This is a genomic window from Microbacterium sp. zg-YB36, assembly GCF_024623575.2.
Taxonomy (GTDB): domain Bacteria; phylum Actinomycetota; class Actinomycetes; order Actinomycetales; family Microbacteriaceae; genus Microbacterium.
The window spans coordinates 547,803-568,981 of sequence record NZ_JANJFD020000001.1 but is presented as its reverse complement, the minus strand read 5'-3'; the positions used below and the strand labels follow the sequence as shown (position 1 = coordinate 568,981).

The window sequence follows — 21,179 nt, the reverse complement described above, 5'->3', positions numbered from 1 at the left end:
GGACTTGACATGACTCTCCTCGACTCCGACGCCGGGCTTGCGCCCCTCGAGTTCGCCCGCACCCGCAACCTCGCGGCCAAGACGCCCGCCCAGCGGGCCGAGATCCTGCGCGATCCGGCGTTCGGCACCGTTTTCACCGACCACATGGTCGACATCTGCTGGTCGGTGCGCGGCGGCTGGCACCGCCCGCGTGTGCAGCCGTACGGTCCCATCTCGCTGGACCCGGCCGCGGCGGTGCTGCACTACGGACAGGAAGTGTTCGAGGGCATCAAGGCCTACCGTCACGCCGACGGGTCGATCCACACGTTCCGCCCCGACCAGAACGCGCGCCGCCTGCAGCGCAGCGCGCGCCGGCTGGCGCTTCCCGAGCTGCCGGTGGAGTACTTCGTGCAGTCGCTGCGCGAACTGATCGCCGTCGACGCCGACTGGGTGCCCTCCGGCGAGGACCAGAGTCTGTACTTGCGGCCGTTCATGTTCGCCAAGGAGGCGTTCCTCGGTGTGCGGCCGGCCAACAAGGTCGCGTACTACCTCATCGCCAGCCCCGTCGCGGCGTACTTCAAGGGCGGCGCGCAGCCGGTGTCGATCTGGCTCAGCGAGGACTACGCCCGCGCCGGCAAGGGCGGCACCGGGTCGGCGAAGACCGGTGGAAACTACGCCGCCAGCCTGCTGCCGCAGGCCGAGGCATACGAGCAGGGCTGCGACCAGGTGGTGTTCCTCGACCAGGACCGCAACGTCGAAGAGCTCGGCGGCATGAACATCGTCTTCGTCTACAAGGACGGCACCCTGGTCACGCCGCAGTCCGACTCGATCCTCGAGGGCATCACCCGCGACTCCCTGCTGCAGCTGGCCTCCGATCGCGGGCACCGCGTGGTGGGCCGCGACGTTCCGATCGAGGAATGGCGGGCGGGGGTGGCATCCGGAGACATCGTCGAGGTGTTCGCCTGCGGCACCGCCGCCGTGGTGGCCCCGATCGGGCAGCTCAAGGGCTCGGATTTCATCGACGAGCAGCCGACCGGCCAGCTCGCGCTGTCCCTGCGCCAGGAGCTCACCGACATCCAGTACGGCCGCGTCGAAGACCGTCACGGCTGGCTCATGCGCCTGGACGCCTGACGCGGAGAGCACACGCCTCTAAGCTGGGCGAGTGAGAATTGCGCGCTTCAGCCACCAGGACGTCATCACCTACGGCATCGTCGACGAGACCGATCTGGTCGTACTCGCCGGCGATCCGCTGTTCGCCGGATTCGAGACCACCGGCCAGCGGGTGCCGGTGTCCGAGGTGACGCTGCTTGCCCCGGTGATCCCGCGGTCGAAGATCGTGTGCGTCGGCAAGAACTACCGAGACCACGCCGCCGAGATGGGCGGCGAGGCTCCTGCCGCGCCGCTGCTGTTCTTCAAACCGAACACCTCGGTCATCGGCCCCGGCGACACCATCGTGCGCCCGGTGCAGTCCGAGCGCACCGACTTCGAAGGTGAACTGGCCGCCGTCATCGGACGCGTCGCCAAGAACGTCCCGGCCGACAAGGCACTGGACTACGTCTTCGGCTACACGATCGCCAACGACGTCACCGCGCGGGATCTTCAAAAGAGCGACGGCCAGTGGGCGCGCGCGAAGGGCTTCGACACGTTCTGCCCCCTCGGCCCCGCGATCGAGACCGACTTCGATCCCGCCGGCGACGCCCGCGTCGTCACCCGTGTCAATGGCGAGGTGCGCCAGGACGGCGCCATCGCCGACATGGTGCACTCGGTGGCCGACGTGATCGCCTACGCCTCGGCGGCCTTCACACTGCTGCCCGGCGATGTCATCCTCACCGGCACGCCGGCTGGGGTCGGCCCGTTCGTCGCGGGCGACGTCGTGGAGGTGGAGATCACCGGGCTCGGGATTCTGCGCAACCCCGTGCGGGATGCCTGAACCCACCCGTGCCGACGGGCTGAACCTCGACAGTATCCGGCGCCGCACCATCGGGGTGCTGGCGATCGGGCAGGTGCTCGGCGGCATCGCCTTCGGCGCGACGATCTCGCTGGGCGCGGTGCTGGCCGCCGAGATGTCCGGCGACGAGTCGCTGTCGGGGCTGGCTGCGGCGGCGGTGACCCTGGGCGCTGCGGCGCTGGCGGTGCCGCTCGCCTCGCTCGCGGCACGCCGCGGCCGGCGCCTGTCGCTGTCGGCGGGCATGCTGATCGCCCTGCTCGGGGTGGGCATGGTGATCGTGGCGGTCCTGCTCGACGTCTTCCCGCTGCTGCTGCTGGCGTTCGCGCTCATCGGCGCCGGGCAGGCGGCGAACCTGCAGTCCCGCTTCGCTGCCACAGACCTGGCCACCGATGCTTCGCGCGGCCGCGACCTGTCGCTGGTGGTGTGGGCCACCACGATCGGCGCGGTGCTCGGCCCGAACCTCGTCGGACCGGGTGAGGCGCTGGGAGCGATGGTGGGGATGCCGGAGCTGACCGGACCGTACCTGTTCACCGTGGCCGCGCAGTTGCTGGGGGTGGCGCTGTACCTCGTCGCGCTGCGGCCCGACCCACTGCTGCTGGCGCACCGGTTGGCGGGGGAGGCATCATCGGTGGCGCGCGCCATCGTCCGCGCCGATCAACCGACCGCCGCCCGCTACGCGATCACCGCGATCGCGGCGAGCCACGGCGTGATGGTGGCGGTCATGTCGATGACTCCGGTGCATCTGATGCACCACGGCGCCGAGCTGTCGATCGTCGGGCTCACGATCAGCCTGCACATCGCCGGGATGTACGCGCTGTCACCGCTGTTCGGATTTCTCGCCGACCGCGCCGGTCGAGTGCCGACGATCCTGCTCGGGCAAGGGCTGCTGACGCTCTCCCTGATCGTGGCCGCGCTCGGCCAGAGCTCGACGACCCTCGTGACCATCGCCCTCGTACTGCTCGGACTGGGCTGGAGCGCCTCGACCGTCGCCGGCTCGGCACTGCTGACCGAGTCCTCCAGCGAGTCGCGACGAACCCAGCGGCAGGGTCGCAGTGACCTGGCGATGAACCTCGTCGGCGCGTTCGGCGCGATCGCCGCCGGCGGCGTGCTCGGGTTCATCGGGTACGGCGGACTCGCGCTGGTCGCCCTTGCCGCCGTCGCCGTCGTGGTCGTGCTGTCCCCGGCGGGGCGGCGCTCGAAAGGAGCGCCGCTGGCCGAGGCGGCCGAGAACTAAGCTGGAAGGCGATGTCTACACCAGACCCCCGCACCACGACCGCTGCCGGCGCCGACGTTCGCGTCCGCTTCTGCCCTTCGCCCACCGGCCTGCCGCACGTCGGCATGATCCGCACGGCCCTCTACAACTGGGGGTACGCGCGCCACACCGGCGGCAAGCTGATCTTCCGCGTCGAAGACACCGACGCCGCCCGTGACAGCGAGGAGAGCTACCGCCAGCTCGTCGACGCGCTCACGTGGCTCGAGATCGACTGGGACGAGGGTGTGGAGAAGGGCGGCCCGCACGCGCCGTACCGCCAGTCCCAGCGCGGCGACATCTACGCCGGCGTGCTGCAGCAGCTGATCGCATCCGGCGCGGTGTACGAGTCGTACTCGACGGCCGAAGAGATCGATGCTCGCAACGAGGCCAACGGTCGCGCCAAGCAGCTCGGCTACGACAACTACGACCGCGACCTCACCGACCAGCAGAAGGCCGCGTTCCGTGCCGAGGGCCGCGAGCCGGCCTGGCGCCTGCGGGTGCCCGACGAGGATCTGACCTACGTCGACCTCATCCGCGGCGAAGTGACCTTCCCGGCTGGTTCGTTCCCCGACTTCGTCGTGGTGCGCGCCGGCGGTCAGCCGCTGTATACCTTCACCAACCCGGTCGACGACGCCCTCATGGGCATCACCCACGTCATCCGCGGTGAGGACCTCATGCCCTCGACGGCACGCCAGCTCGCCCTGTACGGCGCGCTCATCGACGCGGGGGTCACCACCTTCGTGCCGCGCTTCGGTCACATGCCGCTGGTGCTGGGGGAGGAGGGCAACAAGAAGCTCTCCAAGCGGGATCCCAAGGCCGACCTGTTCCTGCAGCGTGAGCGCGGCTTCATCCACGAGGGGCTGCTGAACTATCTCGCCCTGTTGGGCTGGTCGCTCTCGCACGACCGCGACGTGTTCTCGCTCGAGGAGTTCATCGCAGCCTTCGACATCGCCGACGTCAACCCCAACCCGGCGCGCTTCGACCAGAAGAAGGCCGAGTCGATCAACGGCGACCACATCCGCATGCTGGATGCCGCAGACTTCGCCGCACGCATCGTGCCGTACCTCGTCTCGGCGGGTGTCGTCGCCGACCCGCCCACCCCCGAGCAGCAGCAGATGATCACGGCATCCGCCCCGCTCGTTCAGGAGCGGGTGCAGCTGCTGGGCGATGTGCCCGGGCTGCTCGGCTTCCTCTTCACAGATGAGATCTCGTATCAGGACGACGCGCTCAAGGGGCTGCCTGCGAACGCGAACGAAGTGCTGATCGCATCGGTGGGCGCACTCGAGCTGGTGCCGGACCAGTCGTTCACGACGGCTGCGGTGCAGGAAGCCCTGGCCTCGGCGCTGATCGAGGGACTGGGGCTGAAGCCGCGCATCGCGTACGGGCCGCTGCGGGTCGCACTCAGCGGCCGCCGCGTGTCGCCGCCGCTGTTCGAGTCGATGGAGCTGCTCGGCAAGGCCGAGACGATCCGTCGCCTGGGTGCCTTGGTCAATCGGGCTGGCTGACCCGCGCGGATTGGTGCCCAGGCCGCCGATCCGCTAAGCTTGATCTTCGGTGCGAGGGCGACTTCAAACCGATGGGGTATGGTGTAATTGGCAACACGGCGGTTTCTGGTACCGTTGTTCTTGGTTCGAGTCCAGGTACCCCAGCAACAAAATCGGCAGGATTCCGCCACAGAATCCCCCCTCGTTTCAGGGTCATCTGAGCGGCCGTAACGGCCCGGAGACCAGAAACGAGACCAAATACTCGCGCGCGCGTCCTCGCGGAGTAATTGCGTCCCGATTCCCACGTGGGAACACGGGGCCGTACCGGTCGCCCCGGAACAATCCGGCGCACCTTGCGAGCATGGACGCATCGACCCTCGGCCCCCTCGGGTTCAAGACCCAGGCGGAGATCGCCGAGCTCCTGCAAGTGCCCGAACGCACGCTTGAGGACTGGCGGCTTACCCACCACGGTCCGCCGTACCTGAAGCTCGACCGACACGTGCGCTACGACCCGGCTGACGTGTACGCCTGGGCCAGAAAGCACCGGCATGCCTAGGCCGCGGATCCCCGCCGGGGAGGTGGGCGCGGTGCAGATCACCACGCTCGCCCACGGGCGGTATCGCGCCCGCGGGCGGATACGCGACGACGCCGGTGAGCTGCACGATATCGCGACGGGATGCTCGCGACACGATCTCCGGCGGCGCCCGCGGACGTTGGTGCGGCTGTGGATCAGCGCTGACTCACGCGGCGCTCGTTTCGGGGGCGATCATCGGGCATTGCTGCGGTCGGGTCGTCTGGGCGCGACGCGCTGTACGCCGGCGCCGTAGTGGCAGGTCGTGCGGAGTTCAGCGCTCTTTGGCGGTGTTCTGCGATCGCTCCGTGTCGAATCGCATGCGTTTTGAGACAGTCAGGTTAGGAGACACCCGACCCTTCCTGACTGTCTCGCAAAAGTGTGGGTCCAACGCAGTTGTCTTTAGCGGCACGGCGACGCTGCGGGTCCCTTAGGCGGAACCCTCATCGCATCAGTGCGGTGTGCATATTCCGGCCCAGGTTTGCTGATGACACTTGACGGAGGCGCAGGCGTCTCCAACGGTAATCTGTGCTCATGATCGAACTGCGGCCACTTACCGGCGTAGACGTCGACGCACACAACGCGGGCGAGGACGACGAGGTAGTTCGGTGGCTGTCTGGGCAGCCAGCAACCCATGATTCGACGCGTCGGCACTTTGCGATGCTGGCGGACAATGCCAGCCGCGCCACCGGTAAACGCGGATTCGGAGTTTGGTTGGAGGGCAAGCTCGCCGGCTATATCGACTTCGACCCTGGCGCCGACGACCTGCCAGCCGCCGGCGACGTCAATATCTCCTATGCCATTCATCCTTGGGCACGCCAGCGGGGCGTAGCAACATCTGCCGTGCTTCTGCTTTGCGATTACCTTGCGGGTATGAACATCGGCAAGAGAGCCATTATCCGCGCGCAACCCCTGAACACTGCTTCAGTGCGGGTGGCCGAACGAAGTGGTTTCCGCTTTCTTGCCGAGATCTCTTCGACCCATGACTACCATCCCGACGGTTCCGCCGTCATATACGCGACGTATGCCCTTGACTTTCGTGATGACGTGAGCGCGTGCTAAGGAGCCCTTGATCACGTCATCGCAATGCCATCACTTTGACCCATCCAACGATGTGTCGTGGCGGAGTGCCTCGACTGGCTGGACTTCGCTCCGGTTTCCTTCGAGTGGTGGGTCGACGCCGTGCGCACCTACTGCGCATGGACGCCGTAGACAGCGTGACGTTCGAACTCTGGGGATTGGAGAGACTCCTCAATGTCATCGAGCTCGCGCTGTATCGCTGCTTGACGTCGCCGCGGAGCGCGACGCAATCACTCGATCCGTGGGCGACGCCACGACCTTGGCGTGCCGCCCGGATGGCAGCTCGCTCGATAAAAGCGCGACCAACGAAGCCGACCGGTTTCGAACCCCGGTCGATATCGGGCTACTGTGCGTCACAGTGAGGTTGGGAGGTTGCGTGACTCAAGAGGAACCCTTGACGGGTGGCAATGCGAGCGGGGACACCGTTGTTCGAGTTGGCGACACTGTTCGCAAGCCTTGGGCGGCTTCGACGGGGAGCGTCGTTGCTTTCGTAGATGCACTCCGTTCAGCCGGGGTGGATGCACCGGCTCCGATGGGGAGGGACGACGCGGGGCGACAGATACAAGAGTTTGTTCCCGGAGTGCTCGCTATCGACGCCGATCCGCTTTCTCGAGCGGACCTTCACCGGGTCGGAGCGATGGTGCGAGCCATCCACGATGCGAGCGAAACGTATACACCGCCGGCTGACGCCATCTGGGAAACAGCGATACCCGCGCCCGCCGCGGAACTCGTCTGCCACAACGACCTCGCTCCCTGGAACCTGCTGGTCGGCGACCGATGGGTGTTTATCGATTGGGACGCGGCCGCTCCCAGCACCCGCGCCTGGGACTTGGCCTACTCCGCACAGGCATTCACGCTCTCCGAGCCAACCCGCGACCCGCTCCGGGCCGCGAGCGACCTCGCAGCATTCGTCGACGGCTACCGCGCAGACGACCGTACGCGACGTCTCCTCCCCGACACCATGGGTGAGCGCACGACCGCAATGCACGATCTGCTGAGCACATCTCACGACGCTGGCGAGGAACCCTGGGCATCAATGTTCACCGCCGGCCATGGCGATCATTGGTCGGCGGTAGACAACTACGTGCGCTCCCACCGCGACACATGGCTGGCAGCCCTACGCGTCGCTTGACGTTCCATGTCCGCGAAAACGATGGTGGTCTCAACCGGTCAACCATCGTTTTCGGCGCGAGGGCTTCTGATGCTCGATACGTCCAAGTCACAACCCAGAATCGCGGTGGGTGATCAAGGGCATCCAATGCGCACGAGCGAGTGTGCCGCACGCGGTGATCTTGCTGGAGGCGACGCCGGAGCGAAAGTCCGCCCAGTCTGCGCCCGAGTCCGCCCAATTCGTGCACCCTGCCTCGATCGAGCTATGCACGCAAGGGGATCCCTACCCGTACACACCAGCGTCCGCTGCTTTGTAGCTATTTCCGGCTGATCCAGACGTTCTCGGAGAGCATTTCCCGACCTTCCCCGCCACGGTGGTTGATCTCGGCCGCGACGCTTGCGCTGTCGCTGATCTCGACGGATACATAGTCACGCTCGCAGTCCGTGCTCTGCCACACCTCATCAAGAACGAGCGAGAGGCACAGCTTGCCGCTGTCGTCAGATCCGCGCGCGAAATAGACGTCGTACTCATCTGCCTTTCCGACGTGACGAAGAGTCGCGACGTCGACTTCGCCGGCGGACCCGTCGACGACAGAATCTGGCCGATCCTCTGCAGTCTGTTCGCGCGCGAACTCGGCTGCCGAGCACGATGTCAAGAACAGTACGGTCGCGACCAGGGTCGGTGCCACGAAGCGTCGTGAGCTCATAAGTCGAAATGTACATGGCTGTCCAGGACGAGGTTGAACCCGCGCGGCCGTCCGTAGGCCGATCCTCCTGCGCGGCACTATATCCGGCGGTAGCTCGCGGTCCCAGGCTGAGCCGCATGGACCTCCGCGTCGCGGTGCGTGGTCACGCGTGGTCTGTCACGGGGGCCGCGGTGGTCCGGCGCGCATGAGATCCCTCCTTGGTGGGGTGGCGGGCGATAATCTCCGCGATGGGCGGGATCTGCTCGATGCCCTGCGGCGCGCCGAGCAGGAGACTGACCACCGGAACCATCAGCCACGCGGGGCGTGCACCCTGCACCTGCCTGGGGCACGCCAGATACGCGATCAGCGCATCCGCGGAGTTCGCGGTCGACGCAAGCCTCTCCCCGTGCCGTGGCGCGAGGTCTCTTCTTGGCGTATTCGTCGTAGTCTCCCAATCTTGTCGGACGCCGAATAAGGTGACAGGCAAGTGCGAATAGTCTCATGAGCGAGCGAGCGGAGAGCTTTGCGGTGAATGCCAGCAATGTCGCTCTCGCTGGGGCGCTCTTCTTCGAGTTTCCGTTCTTGCGCCCGCTGCTTCAAGAGAGTCTCGACGACAACGATGGTGAGGTGCTGGCGCATCTGCTGTTTCCGGATGTCGTCCGTTGGATGATGTCTCCAGAGGCAAGCCAAGCGCAGGCCCTCGCCGTATGGCAGTGGCTCGAGACGATCTATCCGCGCACTGACACGGCACAACAGGAAGTGATCGTGTTCAGTGCCATCGAGATGATTCCGCCCCCAGGGGAGCCCGGTTCGCACATGCGAGGCATGCTGGGGCCGAAGCTGCGTAAGGAAGATCCTTGGCTGAACCCGCGTTTCCGTCCGTGAGGGCAATGAACGGTGCCCTCACGTGGCAATTGTTCTTCCGCCGGTGGCCGGCTCCCGCCGGTTTGACGGGTGCCGTGGCCCTCGTGGCCGGGAGCATCGTCAGTCTCACCGTGCCCGGGTCGGAACTCGCCAGCGTCGCGGGACTATTGGCTACCTGGTCTGCCGGTGGGGCCCTGTTCGGAGGTAGCGCGATCGCGATTCAGCACGCGTTCCGCCAACCGCGCGTGGTCGCGCCGCTCTTCGCCGTCGGCCTCATGGTGCTCATGGGTGGAATTGCCTGGATGCTGATCGATCTTCTTGACCCCGGGTCCATCGCCCTTTACAGCCTCGCGGTGGCCGCACCATTCGCGTTGGTCGGCGTCTTCGTGCTGACGTTGACCGCCGTGCTGATTCCGGCCCGATTCCGCGGACGAGTCAGTGGCGCGGCGGTCGTTCTGACCGTGGTCATCACCTTGGTGGGTCTGGTCTTGTAGATACTCAGCCGCCGTTCGATGCGGATCCGGCACGACTGCGGTCAATCGCGGATCCCGTGATCGCCCGGCGGGAGGCGATGGGCGACAACCTCCGCGCGTCGGTAACGAGCCCACCCGTCACCATCTGGTGCGTCCCATTGAAGACTGGCACCGGCACGATTCAGACGATCGTGCTCCTCACGAGTAACCCAACACTTCTGCAGAAGCCGGTCGCAGATCAAGATCAAGTGTTCCGGCGACGTCGCCGGGCCGCCCGCGATCGGGTCATTGCGGGTGTTCGAACGAGGATCGCTGAGCTGCACCCGCCCGAGACGGTCCTGAGGCCGGGCGCTGGTCCCCGTCGCTAGCTGCCGCGACGGGCAGGCTGGAAGAGGCGGGTGAGACGCGCAAACGTGCCGCGCTCGCGTCGCGCCGAGCGCAGCGCGGGGAAAGCGGCCACATCCCAGCACCATGTCGTGGCTTTTGACTCCCAGTCGCGTCCTCGGTCGTCGGTGATCGTCGCGGTGACGACGACCCTGTGGACCGGGACACCGGCTTCCCAGGCAATGCGAGTGACGTCGTCAGCGGGCGGCTCCACGCCACGCGTGAAGCTCACGCGCAGATACGCGCCATCGATCCACTGCCGGGGCACCTGCGTATCCACGATCCTTCGACGAAGCCAGATGACCGCCCGAGCCGCGAGTGCATCAGCCGAGTTCAGGAGGTCATAAGTGATGTCATTCTTGGATGCGTCCGAGAGGGATTTCGACAGGATACCCACACCCCACAGGCCATCGATATCGTTCGAGCGACTGACGAACTGGCTGACCACGCCGTGAGTTAGGTCCAGAAACTGTTTCCGACTAGGCAACGGGCACGCCCTCCCAGGACCACGGACCCGTGGAGGGTCAGCTTATCGGCGCTCGCCCTCAAGACCGGCTCCGAGACGCGCCCATGGAAGGGAACGGGCATGCTCGAGTAATGCGGTCTTGCCGATGCCGGCTTCACCTCGCACCACCAGCGTCCCGCTGCGGCCGGCCTGCGCCCCGACGAGCAAGTGGTCGACCGCGTCGCCCTCTGCGCGACGCCCCAAGAGAGTTACCAAGGCGGTTCCCGTCCCAGCCTCGCGGGTTCCGTTCGAACCCGGTGAAAGTGTGTGCTAACCACACCATATATTCACGGATGATAGCCACGGATGGGGAATTCGGTGGCTACATATGCTGCTCAGCGCGAACCGTTCCCGGTTCTTTGCGCTCCTATGCGGGTGCCAGCACGGGTTGGACTGGCGTTTTGTGGCCAGCGTGGTACGCGGCCTCGAATTCGTCGGGCGGACGTTGTCGAGGGCCGAATGCAGACGTCTGGCGTTGTACCCGTCGACCCACCCGGCGGTGCTCAGCGTGCAGGGAGGCCGGGGTGACGTCGTGCCGTCTATCGTCGGCAAACGATTGGTCGAACGCAGGATCGCCCTCCACGAGCTCGTCGACGACGGCTGCAGGGTCAACCGCATTGGTGGCGCGGCTGCGGCTCGGACTCGGTGTTCACGTCGGCCGCAAACGCGTCGCACGGCTGATGCGGCTCGGCGGGATGGTCGGTGTCTCGCATCGGCGCAAGCGCCGTGGCTGGAAGCAGGACACCGCGGCGCACGAGGATCTCGTGAAGCGGCGGTTCCGCGCGGATGCGCCTAACCGGCTCTGGTTCTGCGATATCACGCAGCACCGCGCCCGCGACGGGTGGGTTTACTGCGCCGCCGTCATCGACGCGTTCAGCCGCCGAATCGTGGGCTGGTCGATCAGCGACCGGATCACCGCCGAGCTCGTCGTCGACGCGCTTGAGATGGCGCGCTGGCGGCGCGGCCCCGAACCCGGCCACCGAAATCGCGGCATGATCAACACACAAGAACCGTCCGGGAAATCGGGTCAGGCTCCGGCGATCTTCCTGAACTTCAATGCGTCGGAACAATAAGGAGACACGACCTATGGCATCCACGCTCGTCACGGGAGCATCCCGAGGGATCGGACGCGCAATCGCCGTGGCCGCAAGTGCGCGGGGCGACCGTGTCGCCGTGCATTACGGTCGCGATCGCACCGCAGCGGAGCGCACTCTCCAGGAGCTCGAGGGGAACGGCCACGTCCTCGTCGCTGGGGATCTTTCGGACCCTGCGACAGCGCAGAGTGTTTTCGAGGAAGCAAACGAGGCCCTCGGAACCATCGAGGTCCTCGTGAACAATGCGGCACTCGCCCCAACCGCCGCTACCTCCCACCGCGTTGCAGACACCGACTACAGCACCTGGGTGGACATCTGGCGACGGATGATCGACGTCGACCTGCTCGCTGCCACTAACGTGACCTACCTCGTGGCGCAGAGCCTCATTGCGGCAGATCGCCCCGGCGCGATCGTCAATGTCGGCTCTCGCGGCGCGAACCGTGGTGAGCCCGACTTCCCTGCCTACGGCGCAGCGAAGGCCGGCTTGCATGCGTTTGGCCAGTCGATGGCAGTTGCGTTGGCGCCGCACAGCATCAGCGTGACCACCGTTGCCCCCGGCTTCATCAGCACCGAGCGGCAGGCCTCGGCCCTGGCGGGGGAGGGGGGCGACGGTATCCGCGCGCAAAGTCCCTTCGGGCGGGTGGGTACTCCTGACGAGATCGCTGCCGCAGTGATGTACCTAACGTCACCGCAAGCTCAATGGGCCTCCGGCGCGGTTCTGGACTTGAATGGCGCATCCCATTTGCGCTGATGCTCCGTGAGTGAATAGTTCCTGGCTTCCCGGCGGATCTCATCCGCGTCGAATGGCTCGACAAAAGGCGCCCTGTCCATCGTCGGCGTGACCTCGCGAGGGCCTCGGAGGTCACCCCGCCACCGTGACCAGAAACGAGACCAGAAACCCTCAAACGACCCAGGATCAGCCCGTTCACGCCGGTGCCAGCCGTTATAACGAGCCCATGAAAACCGCGGAAATCCGCGGAATCATGCGGCAACACGATGGGGGAGTCGTCACCTCGACGCCCTACCGTTGTTCTTGGTTCGAGTCCAGGTATCGCAGCAATTTGGGAATCCCCCGGTGAGCCGGGGTTTTCTCGTTAACGGGCGTTGCTGTTCCGCAATTCGCCCACGATCTCGCGACCGAGTGCCCGGTACTCCGGGGAATCGTCGCTGTGCGCGATGAGCATCGCGCCGATGGCCGCCGCCCACGCGCGCGATCGCACCCAGGTGTGGGCGTCGTAGGCGAGCGCGCGCGTGAAGATCTCGCGTCCGGCCTCGTCGAATGCGAGCCAGGCGACCGCCAGGTCGTAGGCGGGGTCGCCGGCGGTGAGGTCGGAGAAATCGATCACGCCCGCCAGCCTCCCGTCTCTGATGACCAGGTTCCCGGGGTGCAGATCGCCGTGAACCCATACCGGTGCGCCGGCCCACGGAGACGCCCGGACTCCCTCTTCCCACAGCCGACACAGCATGCGGGCATCGCCATCGGTGACGGCGGCGAGGGCGTCGAGGTTGGCACGCACCCCGGCGTCCCGCTCGAACAGTGGGCCGCCGCGGTAGGGATTGTGCGGTGCGGCGGCGTCGGCCGGAACGTGCAGAGCGGCAATCGTCTCGGCAAGTTGTGCAGCCCACGCGGTGCGATCCGACCGGGCCTCGGCCATCGCGGACGCGCCATCGATCCACGGCACCACCGACCACGGCCACGGGAAGCGTGCGGTCGGTTCACCCGCGAAGATCGGCGCAGACAATCGCACCCCATCCCGGTCGATCGCGGGTGCGAGAATCGGCAGCCATCGCTGCTCGCTCAGCACCGCCGGCACCACGATCTCCCGGCGCGGCACGCGCAGGGCCAGATGCTCACCCCACCGCCACATGCTGCAGTCCCAGCCGTTCACGAGCCACACCGGGTCGTCTGCGGGTGCGTCGGGCACCGACGCGCGGGCGATGGCGGCGAGGGAGGCCACGGTGGCGGTATCGACGGTGATGTCGGCGCGGGGCATGTCTGCCATGACCCGAGGCTAGCGCCCGGCTCTGCCGCGGTCCTGAGGTGTCAGGGCGTCTCGCGCGAGCGGCGTCGCGCTCCCGACATAATGGGCCCGTGGAGACCCGGACGATGACGCCCGCCGAGACTGCGGAGCTCGCGGCCCTGCGGCGCCGCGCGTATGGCCCCGCCGCCGACATCGGGGCGGATGCCGCCGCGCTGGCGCGACTGCACGAACTCGAGCGTGCCGCAGTGCCGACGCGGCATCGCACCGAAGCTGCGCCAGTCGGCGCCGAGCCGGATGCCGTCGTCACAGCGATCCCTGAGTTCGCCGTGCAGGACGAGCCTGGTTCAGCGTTGACCGCGGCTGCTACGGGATGGAAGTCGATACCGCCGGCATCCGTTTCCGCACCCGTGGAGCCGAGGACTCTCACTCGCATCCGCCGTTTCGGGCACCGTCACCCGCTGTCGACCGTCGTGGGAGTGACCGTACTCGCCGCGGCGTTCACAGGCATCGCGACACTGGCGGCGCAGGCTCGACCCGAGGCGGTCTTGCCGGTGTTGGATGATGCGGCCGCGGCCCCCGAGTTCCTCACCAGAAGCGGCATGCTCGACTACCTCGGCATTGCATCGGACGCCGAGGTGACCGTCTATGGCTCCTACGAGGGGATGGATGCCTACGCCGCCGCCGCGCACCTCGGCGGGGACTGTCTTTTCGTCGCGCGGGATGAGGCATTCCTCGGCTACAGCTGTGGGCGGGGCGGACTCGATCCCATGATCGACATGCTCCTGGGGACAGAGTTCCCCGAGTCGGACTTCGACGCGCCCGTCGGCACGCTACTGCGGTTCATCCATCGTGGCGACCATGTCGAGGTGTGGGTCGGGGAGCCGGACTCCCCGCCGACGGCTTGACCGGGTCGGATCGCGGCAGCGCCGCCTTTCCTGGGGCGTCGACCAGAGCCGACGCCCCAGGGGGTGAGGCGATTCAGGCCGTGGCGGCCACGGCGCTGTTGCGGTGATTGATGCGGTGACCGACCCAGAACCCCAGGGCGATGAGACCTGCGAGCCCGATGCCGAGCATCCACGGCATCAGGTTGGGTACGGCCGTCGACGCGCCGGTGTGCAGTTCATCCGAGCCCGCAGCCAGTTGCATGTTGCCATCCGCGAGCGACGCGGCACCGGTGGCAAGCTCATCACCGCCGGCGGCGAGGTCTGCGGCACCGTCGGCCACGGCGGTGGAGCCGGCGGCCAGGGTGGAGACGCCTTCGGACAGTGATCCGGCGCCCTCGGACAGGGTGCCCGTGCCGGTGGCGAGGTCACCCGCACCGGTCAGCAGACGACCCGCGCCCGCGTTGAGGTTCTGCGCGCCGGCGTCGAGGGTCGAAGCCCCGCCGGCGAGCGTGCGGGTACCGGATGCCAACGTGGTTGCGCCGTCGGACAGCGACCGCACACCGGTGGCGAGGCTTTCCGCGCCGACGCTGACCTTTGCGCTGCCGGCGGCGAGGTCCCATGCTCCCGCGGCGAGGGCGGGTGCGCCTGCCTTCTCGTCGGCAAGTGCGATCGTGCCCGGCCACTCTGCATCGTTACCGTTGACCAGAACACCGAGGCCACCGGCGAGCTGCTGAGCGCCATCGCGGGCTGCGAGGATGCCTGCCGCGAGCTGGGGCGCTGCCGCGGTCGGGCGGGCCATCAAGTTGGTCTGCGTGTTGACGCCCTCGGACAGCCGGGTGAGGTCGGCGAGGGTCTCGGCGAGCAGTTGCTTCACATCGGGGTCTGCGAACGCCGCGTCGGGCAGGTTCGTGACCTCCGTCTTCAGCGTCTGCAATCCCGCGTTAAGCGCCGCGCTGTTGACAGGCGCGGCTGCAGCCAGCCCGGCGAGCGCTTCGCCGTTGCCGGCCAGTGTGGAGACGTCAGCGGTGATTCGGGCGTTGAGCGTGTCGAGCATGCCTTGCGCTCCGGGAAGGAGACGCTCGGTCGCGATACCGTGCGCAGCCACCACGCCGGCGGCCAGGCTCGCGGTCTTTCCGGCGAGTACGGACGCCCCCGCAGCGGCATCCGCGGCTCCCGTGGCGAGAGTGTTGGCGCCTACCGCGGCGTCGCGGGCTCCGCTCTCCAGACGCCCCGCGCCGGCGGCGGCCGTCGATGCGCCCGAAGACACCCGGGACGCTCCGGATGCCGCCGACTCGGCACCTGTGGAAAGCGAAGCAGCACCGTCTGCCAGCGTGGCAGCTCCCGTGGCGGCCGAGACCGCGCCGGTGGCGAGGGACTCGGCTCCCGTCGCGGCGGTGGCGGCGCCGGCGTCGAGTTCGGCGGCACCGTCAGCGAGCGTCTGCGCGCCCGAAGACAGGGTGGCGGCGCCGTCGACCAGTCGCTGCGAGCCGTCGTCTGCTTGCGACGCGCCGGCCGCGAGTTGGGAGGCGCCGTCGCTGAGACGGTGCACGGTGAGCAGGTACATGACCGTCATCGCGGCCAGCAACGCTGCCAGCACGACGACGGTGATACGCATCCCCAGGCCATGGGTGTGCGTCGTGGTTCTCGACATTGAGACTCCAGGGTTCGCGCCTGCGGGCAGGCGGGTTCGGGCACGCCCGATGGCACAGGGTGGATCGCAGTGCGTCGGTGCGTCCGGGTGAACGCGGTGACGGATGCCGTCGGGTCGCCCGAAAGTAGCAGTCACCACATGCCGCGCGGTGACATTCGACAGAATCTGCATGGCGGAACTAAGTGCCACAGCGCATGAGACCGAGTTTCTTGTACCCGATCCACAACCCCCACAGAATCGCAGGCGGGGTCTTGAGATCATCTGTGTTTGTGTTGTATCGTGTGGGAATTCAGGGAAAGGAACCGGACGTGTATGCAATGGAGCGCCACCGGCTGATCGAGCATTTGGTCTCCCAGGACGGGCGCGTCGCCGTGGTCAACCTCGCCGAGCGCTTCGGCGTCACCACTGAGACGGTGCGCCGCGACCTGGACCAGCTCGAGCGCTCGGGCGCATTGCGCCGCGTGCACGGCGGCGCCGTCGCGCGCGGTCGCACCAGCGTGGTCGAACCCTCGCTCGCGGAACGCTCCTCCCAGCGCGGTGCCGCGAAGCTGGCGATCGCCAGTCGGGCACTCGATGTCCTCGGCGACGGATTCCGCGGGTCGATCTTCCTCGACGCGGGCACCACGACCGCTGCTGTCGCGACGCTCCTTCCCACCAGGCTCGCCGAAACCGGCGGCTCCGCCGAGGTCGTCACCCATGCCATGTCGATCGCCAGCAGCCTCGCCGGGTCGCCCCGCATCTCGCTCACCGTCATCGGCGGGCGCGTGCGCGGTCTCACCGCCGCCGCGGTCGGCGCACACACCGTCCGCGCGATCGAGGAACTGCGCCCCGACGTCGCGTTCATCGGCACGAACGGGCTGTCTGCCGCGTTCGGGCTGAGCACCCCCGACCCCGACGAGGCGAGCGTGAAGCGGGCCATCGTGCGCAGTTCGCGCCGTGTGGTGTTGGTCACCGATGCCGAGAAATTCGATGCGGAGCTGCTGGTGGGATTCGCAGGGCTCGAGGACATCGACATCCTCACCACCGACCGTGCTCCCGAAGCGGGACTCGCCGTGGCACTGGATGAAGCCGGAACGGAGGTGTGGACCGCATGATCGTCACCCTCACTGCGAATCCCTCGCTCGACCGGACCGTCGTGCTCGCCGACCCGCTGCAGGTGGGTCAGGTGCAGGTGGCCCGCGCTGCGCGGGAGGATGCGGGCGGCAAGGGCATCAACGTGTCCCGCGTTGTCGCGGCATCCGCAGTCCCCACTCGTGCGGTGCTGCCCCTCGCTGACGACGACCCCTTCGCCGTTGCACTGCAGACCACGGCACTCCCCAGCAGCCTGGTGCCCGTCGCCGGGCACGCCCGCGCCAACGTGACCATCACCGATCCCGCCGGCGTGACCACGAAGATCAATCTTCCCGGCGCGGAGTTGACCGCAGCGGATGCCGCTGCGGTCACCGCCGCCGTCGTCAGCGCCTGTGCCGACGCCCGCTGGCTGGTTTTGGCCGGGTCGCTGCCGCCCGGGGTGGCCGACGACTTCTATGTCGACGTCATCGATGCGGTGCGATCACGCTGGGGAAGTGGGGCGCCGCGCATCGCGGTCGACACGTCCGGCCCCGCGCTGCGGGCCGTCGTCGAACGCGCCCGGCCCGACCTGATCAAACCGAACGAGCACGAACTGGCCGAACTCGCCGGCGTGACTCTCGACCCGGCCGTCGACCTGGTCTCCTCGGTAGCCACGATCGCGCGTGGGCTCGTGCCCACTCGCGTCGGAGCTGCGCTGGTGACCCTGGGCGGCGCCGGGGCCGTGCTCATCACACCGGATGCCGTCTGGGCGGGGACGCCGCCGACGATCCGGGTGCAGAGCACCGTCGGCGCCGGGGACAGTTCGCTGGCCGGCTACCTGATCGCAGACGTATCCGCCGCTGAACCACACGAAAGGCTGCGCAGCGCCATCCGTTACGGCGCTGCGGCAGCCACCCTGCCGGGCACGCAGGCCCCGACACCGCTGGATCTCCCCACCGGAGATGTGCCGGTTCGTGCCCTGGAAACCTGACCCAATCACGCAACACCTGGAGGTCATCATGACCCAGACAATCACCCCAGAACTGGTCAGCCTCGACGAGTCCCTGGGAAACGACAAGCAGTCGGTGATCCGCGCGCTGGCGGCGCGGGTCGTCGCTCAGGGGCGCGCAAGCGACACCCACGCACTGTTCACCGATGCGTGGGCGCGAGAGCAGAAGGATGAGACCGGGCTGCCCGGTGGCATCGCGATCCCGCACGCCAAGAGCGCCGCGGTCTCGGAGCCCTCGCTCGCCTTCGCCCGGCTGTCTCCCGGGGTGCCGTTCGGCGCGCCCGACGGCCCCGCCGACCTGGTGTTCCTCATTGCCGCCCCCGAGGGCGCCGCGGAGGCGCATCTGGCCGTGCTCTCTCGGCTCGCCCGGTCCCTCATGCAGGAGGAGTTCACCTCGGGCCTGCGCGCGGCGGCCACCCCTGACGAGGTCGTGCACATCGTGCGGCGGGCGATCGGGGAAGAGCCGGACGCCACGGCCCCCGCAGCAACGGCGACTGGGGCGACCGCCGCGACGACCGCCGCCGCGGCCACCGAGCCGACCGTCGCTGCCCCCGCGGCCGTGGCGGCATCCACCGGGGGTGTCGCCCCGGAGCTGACCGTCGACGGGCGCCCGGCGCGCATCGTCGCGGTGACGGCCTGCGCGACCGGCATCGCCCACACCTTCATGGCGGCCGACGCCCTCACTGCTGCAGGCAACAAGGCGGGTATCGATCTCATCGTCGAGCCGCAGGGCTCCAGCGGCTACAAGGCCCTCCCGAAGGACGTGATCGATCAGGCGGATGCCGTGATCTTCGCGACCGACGTCGACGTGCGGGAGCCCCAGCGGTTCGCCGGCAAACCGCTCGTGCGATCCGGCGTGAAACGCGGCATTGAGCAGCCTGCCCAGATGATCGAAGAGGCGGTCGCCGCGGCGAAAGACCCCGGCGCCCAGCGGGTGACCGCGACTGCGACGAGCAGCTCCGCCGACACGGCATCCGAGCGACCCGGCGTGGGTGCCCGCATCCAGCGCTGGCTGCTGACCGGTGTCAGCTACATGATCCCCTTCGTCGCCGGCGGCGGACTGCTGATGGCGCTGGGCTTCCTCCTCGGCGGCTACGAGGTGAGCAACGACGCGGCATCCGTCATCATCGAGAACTCGCTCTGGCAGCTGCCCGCGGGCGGGCTCGGGCAATACCTGGGCTCGGTCGCCTTCATGATCGGCAGTACGTCGATGAATTTCCTCGTACCTGCCCTCGCCGGGTACATCGCCTATGCGATCGCCGATCGGCCGGGTATCGCGCCCGGCTTCGTCGCGGGTGCTGTCGCACTGCTGATGAACGCGGGGTTCATCGGCGGTATCGTCGGCGGTCTCCTGGCCGGTGGTGTCGCGTGGTGGATCGGCAAGCTGGACGCCCCTCGGTGGCTGCGCGGGCTCATGCCGGTTGTGATCATCCCGCTGGTCGCGTCGATCGTGGCATCGGGGCTCATGGTGCTCTTCCTCGGCCGGCCCATCGCCTGGCTCATGGAGCAGATGACCAACGGTCTGAACGATCTCGCCGCCACCGGGCTGATCGTCCTGGTGGGTGTGATCCTCGGGCTCATGATGTGCTTCGACCTGGGGGGCCCCGTCAACAAGGTCGCCTATGCGTTCGCCGTCGCCGGCCTCGGCACCGCCTCGGCGACGAACACCACGCCGTACCTCATCATGGCCGCGGTCATGTGCGCCGGTATGGTGCCGCCGTTGGCGATGGCCCTGGCCTCCACCGTGCTCGGCCGCCAGCTGTTCACTCCGGTCGAACGCGAGAACGGCAAGGCTGCGTGGCTGCTGGGTGCATCGTTCATCTCCGAGGGCGCGATCCCGTTCGCCGCGGCAGACCCGCTGCGCGTGATCCCGGCGTCGATGGTCGGCGGGGCGGTCACGGGCGCGTTGAGTATGATCTTCGCTGTCGAGTCCCGAGCGCCCCACGGCGGGATCTTCGTCTTCTTCGCCATCGACCCCATCTGGGGGTTCCTGGTGGCGCTGGCGGCAGGTACCGTCGTGACTGCGCTTATCGTCGTAGCCCTGAAGAAGTGGGTTGCCCCGAAAGAACTCGCCGAAGCCGAAGCGGCGCCTGCCGCGCAGGCTCCGGCGACCGTTTGAGATCCCCTAGGAGGACACCATGGCAGAACGCCAGGCCACCATCGCCAGCAGCTCCGGGCTGCACGCTCGCCCCGCGAAGCTGTTCGTTCAGGCGGTGCAGGAAAAGAGCGTCCCGGTGACGATCGCGGTCGACGGCGGGCCCGACCTCAACGCGGGCAGCATCCTGTCGCTCATGGGTCTCGGTGCTTCGCACGGCACCGTCGTGACGCTGAAGGCCGAGGGTGACGGCGCCGAGCAGGCGCTGGACGAGCTGGCGCAGCTGCTGGAGACCGATCTCGACGCGCAGTGACATCGGTACACACCGGATAGACGGATGCCGCGGGGCAGGACCCCGCGGCATCCGTCGTTTCAAGGGTCAGAGGTCGAAAGTCCCGCCCGGCTCGAGCTCCAAGAACTCACCGCCACCCTGTTCGGTGGCCCACTTCAGCCGGGCGCGGCCCATCTGCAGGCCGACCCGCGACAGCGTCATGTCGTGGGTGGCGAACGCACGACGTGGCCCGACGGCCAGGACGAAGTCCATCGCCTCGCCGATCTTGAGCCAGGGCGCTCCGACAGGCGCCGCGAGCAGGCGTACATCGGCGCCCTTCGGCACGGCATACGAGTCGCCGGCGTAGTAGAACTCGTCGTTGACGAGCACCCCGACGTTGTCGACGACGGGGATGGACTCGTGGATGACGTTGTGACGGCCGCCGAAGAACGTGAGGGTGAACGGTTCGAGCGTCACGGTGTCGCCGGGGGAGACCACGGTGATGTCGTACCCCGGGGCGGCCGCGGCCACCCCCGCCGGGGCGAAGATCGGGGTGTCCGCGGCGAGAGCCAGCAGCCGATCGAGGTGATCGGGTGTCCAGTGGTCGGCGTGCTCGTGCGTCACCACGATTCCCACGAGCCCTTTGACGTCTGTGAGGGGGAGGGTGAAACTGCCGGGGTCGATGATCAGCGTCTTGCCGTCGCGCTCCAGGCGCAGGCACGCGTGTTCGTGCTTGGTCACTCGCATGAGTCGAGTCAACCCCGCGACACGCCCGGGGGCAACCCGGCCCGCCCCGATTTGGTCGCA

22 protein-coding genes and 1 tRNA gene are annotated in these 21,179 nt (G+C 67.8%); 17 read left to right on the top strand and 6 right to left on the bottom strand.

Annotation, left to right across the window (positions count from 1 at the left end; genetic code table 11):
- The first annotated feature begins 9 nt into the window (after positions 1-9).
- The 8 genes from NQ151_RS02800 (at position 10) to NQ151_RS02765 (ending at position 7,446) form a co-directional block, all read left to right on the top strand.
- Entirely contained in the window at positions 10-1,110 is a 1,101-nt protein-coding gene (locus NQ151_RS02800; RefSeq protein WP_257526939.1) for a branched-chain amino acid aminotransferase, read from the top strand.
- A gap of 31 nt (positions 1,111-1,141) precedes the next feature.
- A complete protein-coding gene (locus NQ151_RS02795) occupies positions 1,142-1,909 on the top strand; it encodes a fumarylacetoacetate hydrolase family protein (protein ID WP_257508700.1) in 768 nt (255 codons plus the stop codon).
- Positions 1,902-3,161, top strand: a complete 1,260-nt coding sequence (locus NQ151_RS02790) for an MFS transporter (protein ID WP_257508701.1) — start codon at positions 1,902-1,904, stop codon at positions 3,159-3,161. The genes NQ151_RS02795 and NQ151_RS02790 overlap by 8 nt, the downstream gene beginning before the upstream one ends.
- An 11-nt stretch (positions 3,162-3,172) precedes the next feature.
- On the top strand, positions 3,173-4,684 hold the full coding sequence (gene gltX, locus NQ151_RS02785; RefSeq protein ID WP_257526938.1) for a glutamate--tRNA ligase: 1,512 nt from the start codon (positions 3,173-3,175) through the stop codon (positions 4,682-4,684).
- A 72-nt stretch (positions 4,685-4,756) separates the two neighbouring features.
- Positions 4,757-4,828: transfer RNA gene (locus tag NQ151_RS02780), tRNA-Gln, on the top strand.
- A gap of 196 nt (positions 4,829-5,024) precedes the next feature.
- Positions 5,025-5,219, top strand: coding sequence for a helix-turn-helix domain-containing protein (locus NQ151_RS02775; RefSeq protein WP_257526937.1), 195 nt, complete (start codon positions 5,025-5,027; stop codon positions 5,217-5,219).
- Positions 5,220-5,768: 549 nt separating this feature from the next.
- Entirely contained in the window at positions 5,769-6,296 is a 528-nt protein-coding gene (locus NQ151_RS02770) for a GNAT family N-acetyltransferase (RefSeq protein ID WP_257508704.1), read from the top strand.
- A gap of 598 nt (positions 6,297-6,894) precedes the next feature.
- Positions 6,895-7,446: a phosphotransferase gene (locus tag NQ151_RS02765; protein WP_308211151.1), complete on the top strand. Its 552-nt coding sequence runs from the start codon at positions 6,895-6,897 to the stop codon at positions 7,444-7,446.
- Positions 7,447-7,741: 295 nt separating this feature from the next.
- On the opposite strand, the gene NQ151_RS02760 is transcribed toward NQ151_RS02765, so the two are convergent.
- Positions 7,742-8,131 carry a hypothetical protein gene (locus tag NQ151_RS02760; protein WP_257508705.1) on the bottom strand — a complete coding sequence of 130 codons (390 nt, stop codon included), beginning with the start codon at positions 8,129-8,131 and terminating at the stop codon, positions 7,742-7,744.
- A gap of 480 nt (positions 8,132-8,611) precedes the next feature.
- Between NQ151_RS02760 and NQ151_RS02755 the strand changes: the two genes are divergently transcribed.
- Positions 8,612-8,995 carry a hypothetical protein gene (locus NQ151_RS02755; RefSeq protein ID WP_257526936.1) on the top strand — a complete coding sequence of 128 codons (384 nt, stop codon included), beginning with the start codon at positions 8,612-8,614 and terminating at the stop codon, positions 8,993-8,995.
- A complete protein-coding gene (locus NQ151_RS02750) occupies positions 8,968-9,468 on the top strand; it encodes a hypothetical protein (protein WP_257508707.1) in 501 nt (166 codons plus the stop codon). Before NQ151_RS02755 ends, NQ151_RS02750 begins: the two co-directional genes overlap by 28 nt.
- A gap of 343 nt (positions 9,469-9,811) precedes the next feature.
- Here NQ151_RS02750 and NQ151_RS02745 read toward each other — a convergent pair whose 3' ends face one another.
- Together NQ151_RS02745 and NQ151_RS16735 are read right to left on the bottom strand one after the other, a co-directional pair.
- On the bottom strand, positions 9,812-10,279 hold the full coding sequence (locus tag NQ151_RS02745; RefSeq protein ID WP_257508708.1) for a hypothetical protein: 468 nt from the start codon (positions 10,277-10,279) through the stop codon (positions 9,812-9,814).
- An 81-nt stretch (positions 10,280-10,360) separates the two neighbouring features.
- Positions 10,361-10,540 carry a P-loop NTPase family protein gene (locus tag NQ151_RS16735; protein ID WP_350338706.1) on the bottom strand — a complete coding sequence of 60 codons (180 nt, stop codon included), beginning with the start codon at positions 10,538-10,540 and terminating at the stop codon, positions 10,361-10,363.
- A gap of 89 nt (positions 10,541-10,629) precedes the next feature.
- On the opposite strand from NQ151_RS16735, the gene NQ151_RS16815 reads away from it, so the two are divergent.
- Both NQ151_RS16815 and NQ151_RS02735 read left to right on the top strand, forming a co-directional pair.
- Complete coding sequence (locus NQ151_RS16815; protein WP_374113811.1) at positions 10,630-11,409, top strand: DDE-type integrase/transposase/recombinase; 780 nt, start codon at positions 10,630-10,632, stop codon at positions 11,407-11,409.
- Positions 11,410-11,422: 13 nt separating this feature from the next.
- Positions 11,423-12,181, top strand: coding sequence for an SDR family NAD(P)-dependent oxidoreductase (locus tag NQ151_RS02735; RefSeq protein WP_257508709.1), 759 nt, complete (start codon positions 11,423-11,425; stop codon positions 12,179-12,181).
- Between the two features lie 343 nt (positions 12,182-12,524).
- On the opposite strand, the gene NQ151_RS02730 is transcribed toward NQ151_RS02735, so the two are convergent.
- Positions 12,525-13,433 carry an aminoglycoside phosphotransferase family protein gene (locus NQ151_RS02730; RefSeq protein WP_257508710.1) on the bottom strand — a complete coding sequence of 303 codons (909 nt, stop codon included), beginning with the start codon at positions 13,431-13,433 and terminating at the stop codon, positions 12,525-12,527.
- An 89-nt stretch (positions 13,434-13,522) separates the two neighbouring features.
- On the opposite strand from NQ151_RS02730, the gene NQ151_RS02725 reads away from it, so the two are divergent.
- Positions 13,523-14,317, top strand: a complete 795-nt coding sequence (locus NQ151_RS02725) for a hypothetical protein (RefSeq protein ID WP_257508711.1) — start codon at positions 13,523-13,525, stop codon at positions 14,315-14,317.
- A gap of 73 nt (positions 14,318-14,390) precedes the next feature.
- Here the strand turns inward: NQ151_RS02725 and NQ151_RS02720 are convergent, their stop codons facing one another.
- Positions 14,391-15,947 carry a hypothetical protein gene (locus NQ151_RS02720; RefSeq protein ID WP_257508712.1) on the bottom strand — a complete coding sequence of 519 codons (1,557 nt, stop codon included), beginning with the start codon at positions 15,945-15,947 and terminating at the stop codon, positions 14,391-14,393.
- 308 nt (positions 15,948-16,255) lie between these two features.
- On the opposite strand from NQ151_RS02720, the gene NQ151_RS02715 reads away from it, so the two are divergent.
- Genes NQ151_RS02715 through NQ151_RS02700 form a run of 4 tightly spaced genes read left to right on the top strand, consistent with a single transcriptional unit; the run spans position 16,256 to position 20,414 of the window.
- Positions 16,256-17,041, top strand: coding sequence for a DeoR/GlpR family DNA-binding transcription regulator (locus NQ151_RS02715; protein WP_257508713.1), 786 nt, complete (start codon positions 16,256-16,258; stop codon positions 17,039-17,041).
- The gene (locus tag NQ151_RS02710) at positions 17,038-17,988 is read left to right on the top strand and encodes a 1-phosphofructokinase (RefSeq protein ID WP_257508714.1); all 951 of its coding nucleotides are present in this window, start codon (positions 17,038-17,040) and stop codon (positions 17,986-17,988) included. The genes NQ151_RS02715 and NQ151_RS02710 overlap by 4 nt, the downstream gene beginning before the upstream one ends.
- 28 nt (positions 17,989-18,016) lie before the next feature.
- On the top strand, positions 18,017-20,125 hold the full coding sequence (locus tag NQ151_RS02705) for a PTS fructose transporter subunit IIABC (RefSeq protein ID WP_257508715.1): 2,109 nt from the start codon (positions 18,017-18,019) through the stop codon (positions 20,123-20,125).
- Positions 20,126-20,144: 19 nt separating this feature from the next.
- On the top strand, positions 20,145-20,414 hold the full coding sequence (locus tag NQ151_RS02700) for an HPr family phosphocarrier protein (RefSeq protein WP_257508716.1): 270 nt from the start codon (positions 20,145-20,147) through the stop codon (positions 20,412-20,414).
- A 66-nt stretch (positions 20,415-20,480) separates the two neighbouring features.
- On the opposite strand, the gene NQ151_RS02695 is transcribed toward NQ151_RS02700, so the two are convergent.
- Complete coding sequence (locus NQ151_RS02695; protein ID WP_257508717.1) at positions 20,481-21,119, bottom strand: MBL fold metallo-hydrolase; 639 nt, start codon at positions 21,117-21,119, stop codon at positions 20,481-20,483.
- Positions 21,120-21,179 lie beyond the last annotated feature (60 nt).

Coding starts and splice junctions, on each gene's coding strand:
- NQ151_RS02790 (WP_257508701.1), top strand. CDS start 1,902: ATGCCTGAACCCACCCGTGCCGACGGGCTGAACCTCGACAGTATCCGG.
- NQ151_RS02700 (WP_257508716.1), top strand. CDS start 20,145: ATGGCAGAACGCCAGGCCACCATCGCCAGCAGCTCCGGGCTGCACGCT.
- NQ151_RS02710 (WP_257508714.1), top strand. CDS start 17,038: ATGATCGTCACCCTCACTGCGAATCCCTCGCTCGACCGGACCGTCGTG.
- NQ151_RS02695 (WP_257508717.1), bottom strand. CDS start 21,119: ATGCGAGTGACCAAGCACGAACACGCGTGCCTGCGCCTGGAGCGCGAC.
- NQ151_RS02770 (WP_257508704.1), top strand. CDS start 5,769: ATGATCGAACTGCGGCCACTTACCGGCGTAGACGTCGACGCACACAAC.
- NQ151_RS02720 (WP_257508712.1), bottom strand. CDS start 15,947: ATGTCGAGAACCACGACGCACACCCATGGCCTGGGGATGCGTATCACC.
- NQ151_RS02775 (WP_257526937.1), top strand. CDS start 5,025: ATGGACGCATCGACCCTCGGCCCCCTCGGGTTCAAGACCCAGGCGGAG.
- NQ151_RS16815 (WP_374113811.1), top strand. CDS start 10,630: ATGATAGCCACGGATGGGGAATTCGGTGGCTACATATGCTGCTCAGCG.
- NQ151_RS02730 (WP_257508710.1), bottom strand. CDS start 13,433: ATGGCAGACATGCCCCGCGCCGACATCACCGTCGATACCGCCACCGTG.
- gltX (WP_257526938.1), top strand. CDS start 3,173: ATGTCTACACCAGACCCCCGCACCACGACCGCTGCCGGCGCCGACGTT.
- NQ151_RS02800 (WP_257526939.1), top strand. CDS start 10: ATGACTCTCCTCGACTCCGACGCCGGGCTTGCGCCCCTCGAGTTCGCC.
- NQ151_RS02735 (WP_257508709.1), top strand. CDS start 11,423: ATGGCATCCACGCTCGTCACGGGAGCATCCCGAGGGATCGGACGCGCA.
- NQ151_RS02760 (WP_257508705.1), bottom strand. CDS start 8,131: ATGAGCTCACGACGCTTCGTGGCACCGACCCTGGTCGCGACCGTACTG.
- NQ151_RS02705 (WP_257508715.1), top strand. CDS start 18,017: ATGACCCAGACAATCACCCCAGAACTGGTCAGCCTCGACGAGTCCCTG.
- NQ151_RS02755 (WP_257526936.1), top strand. CDS start 8,612: ATGAGCGAGCGAGCGGAGAGCTTTGCGGTGAATGCCAGCAATGTCGCT.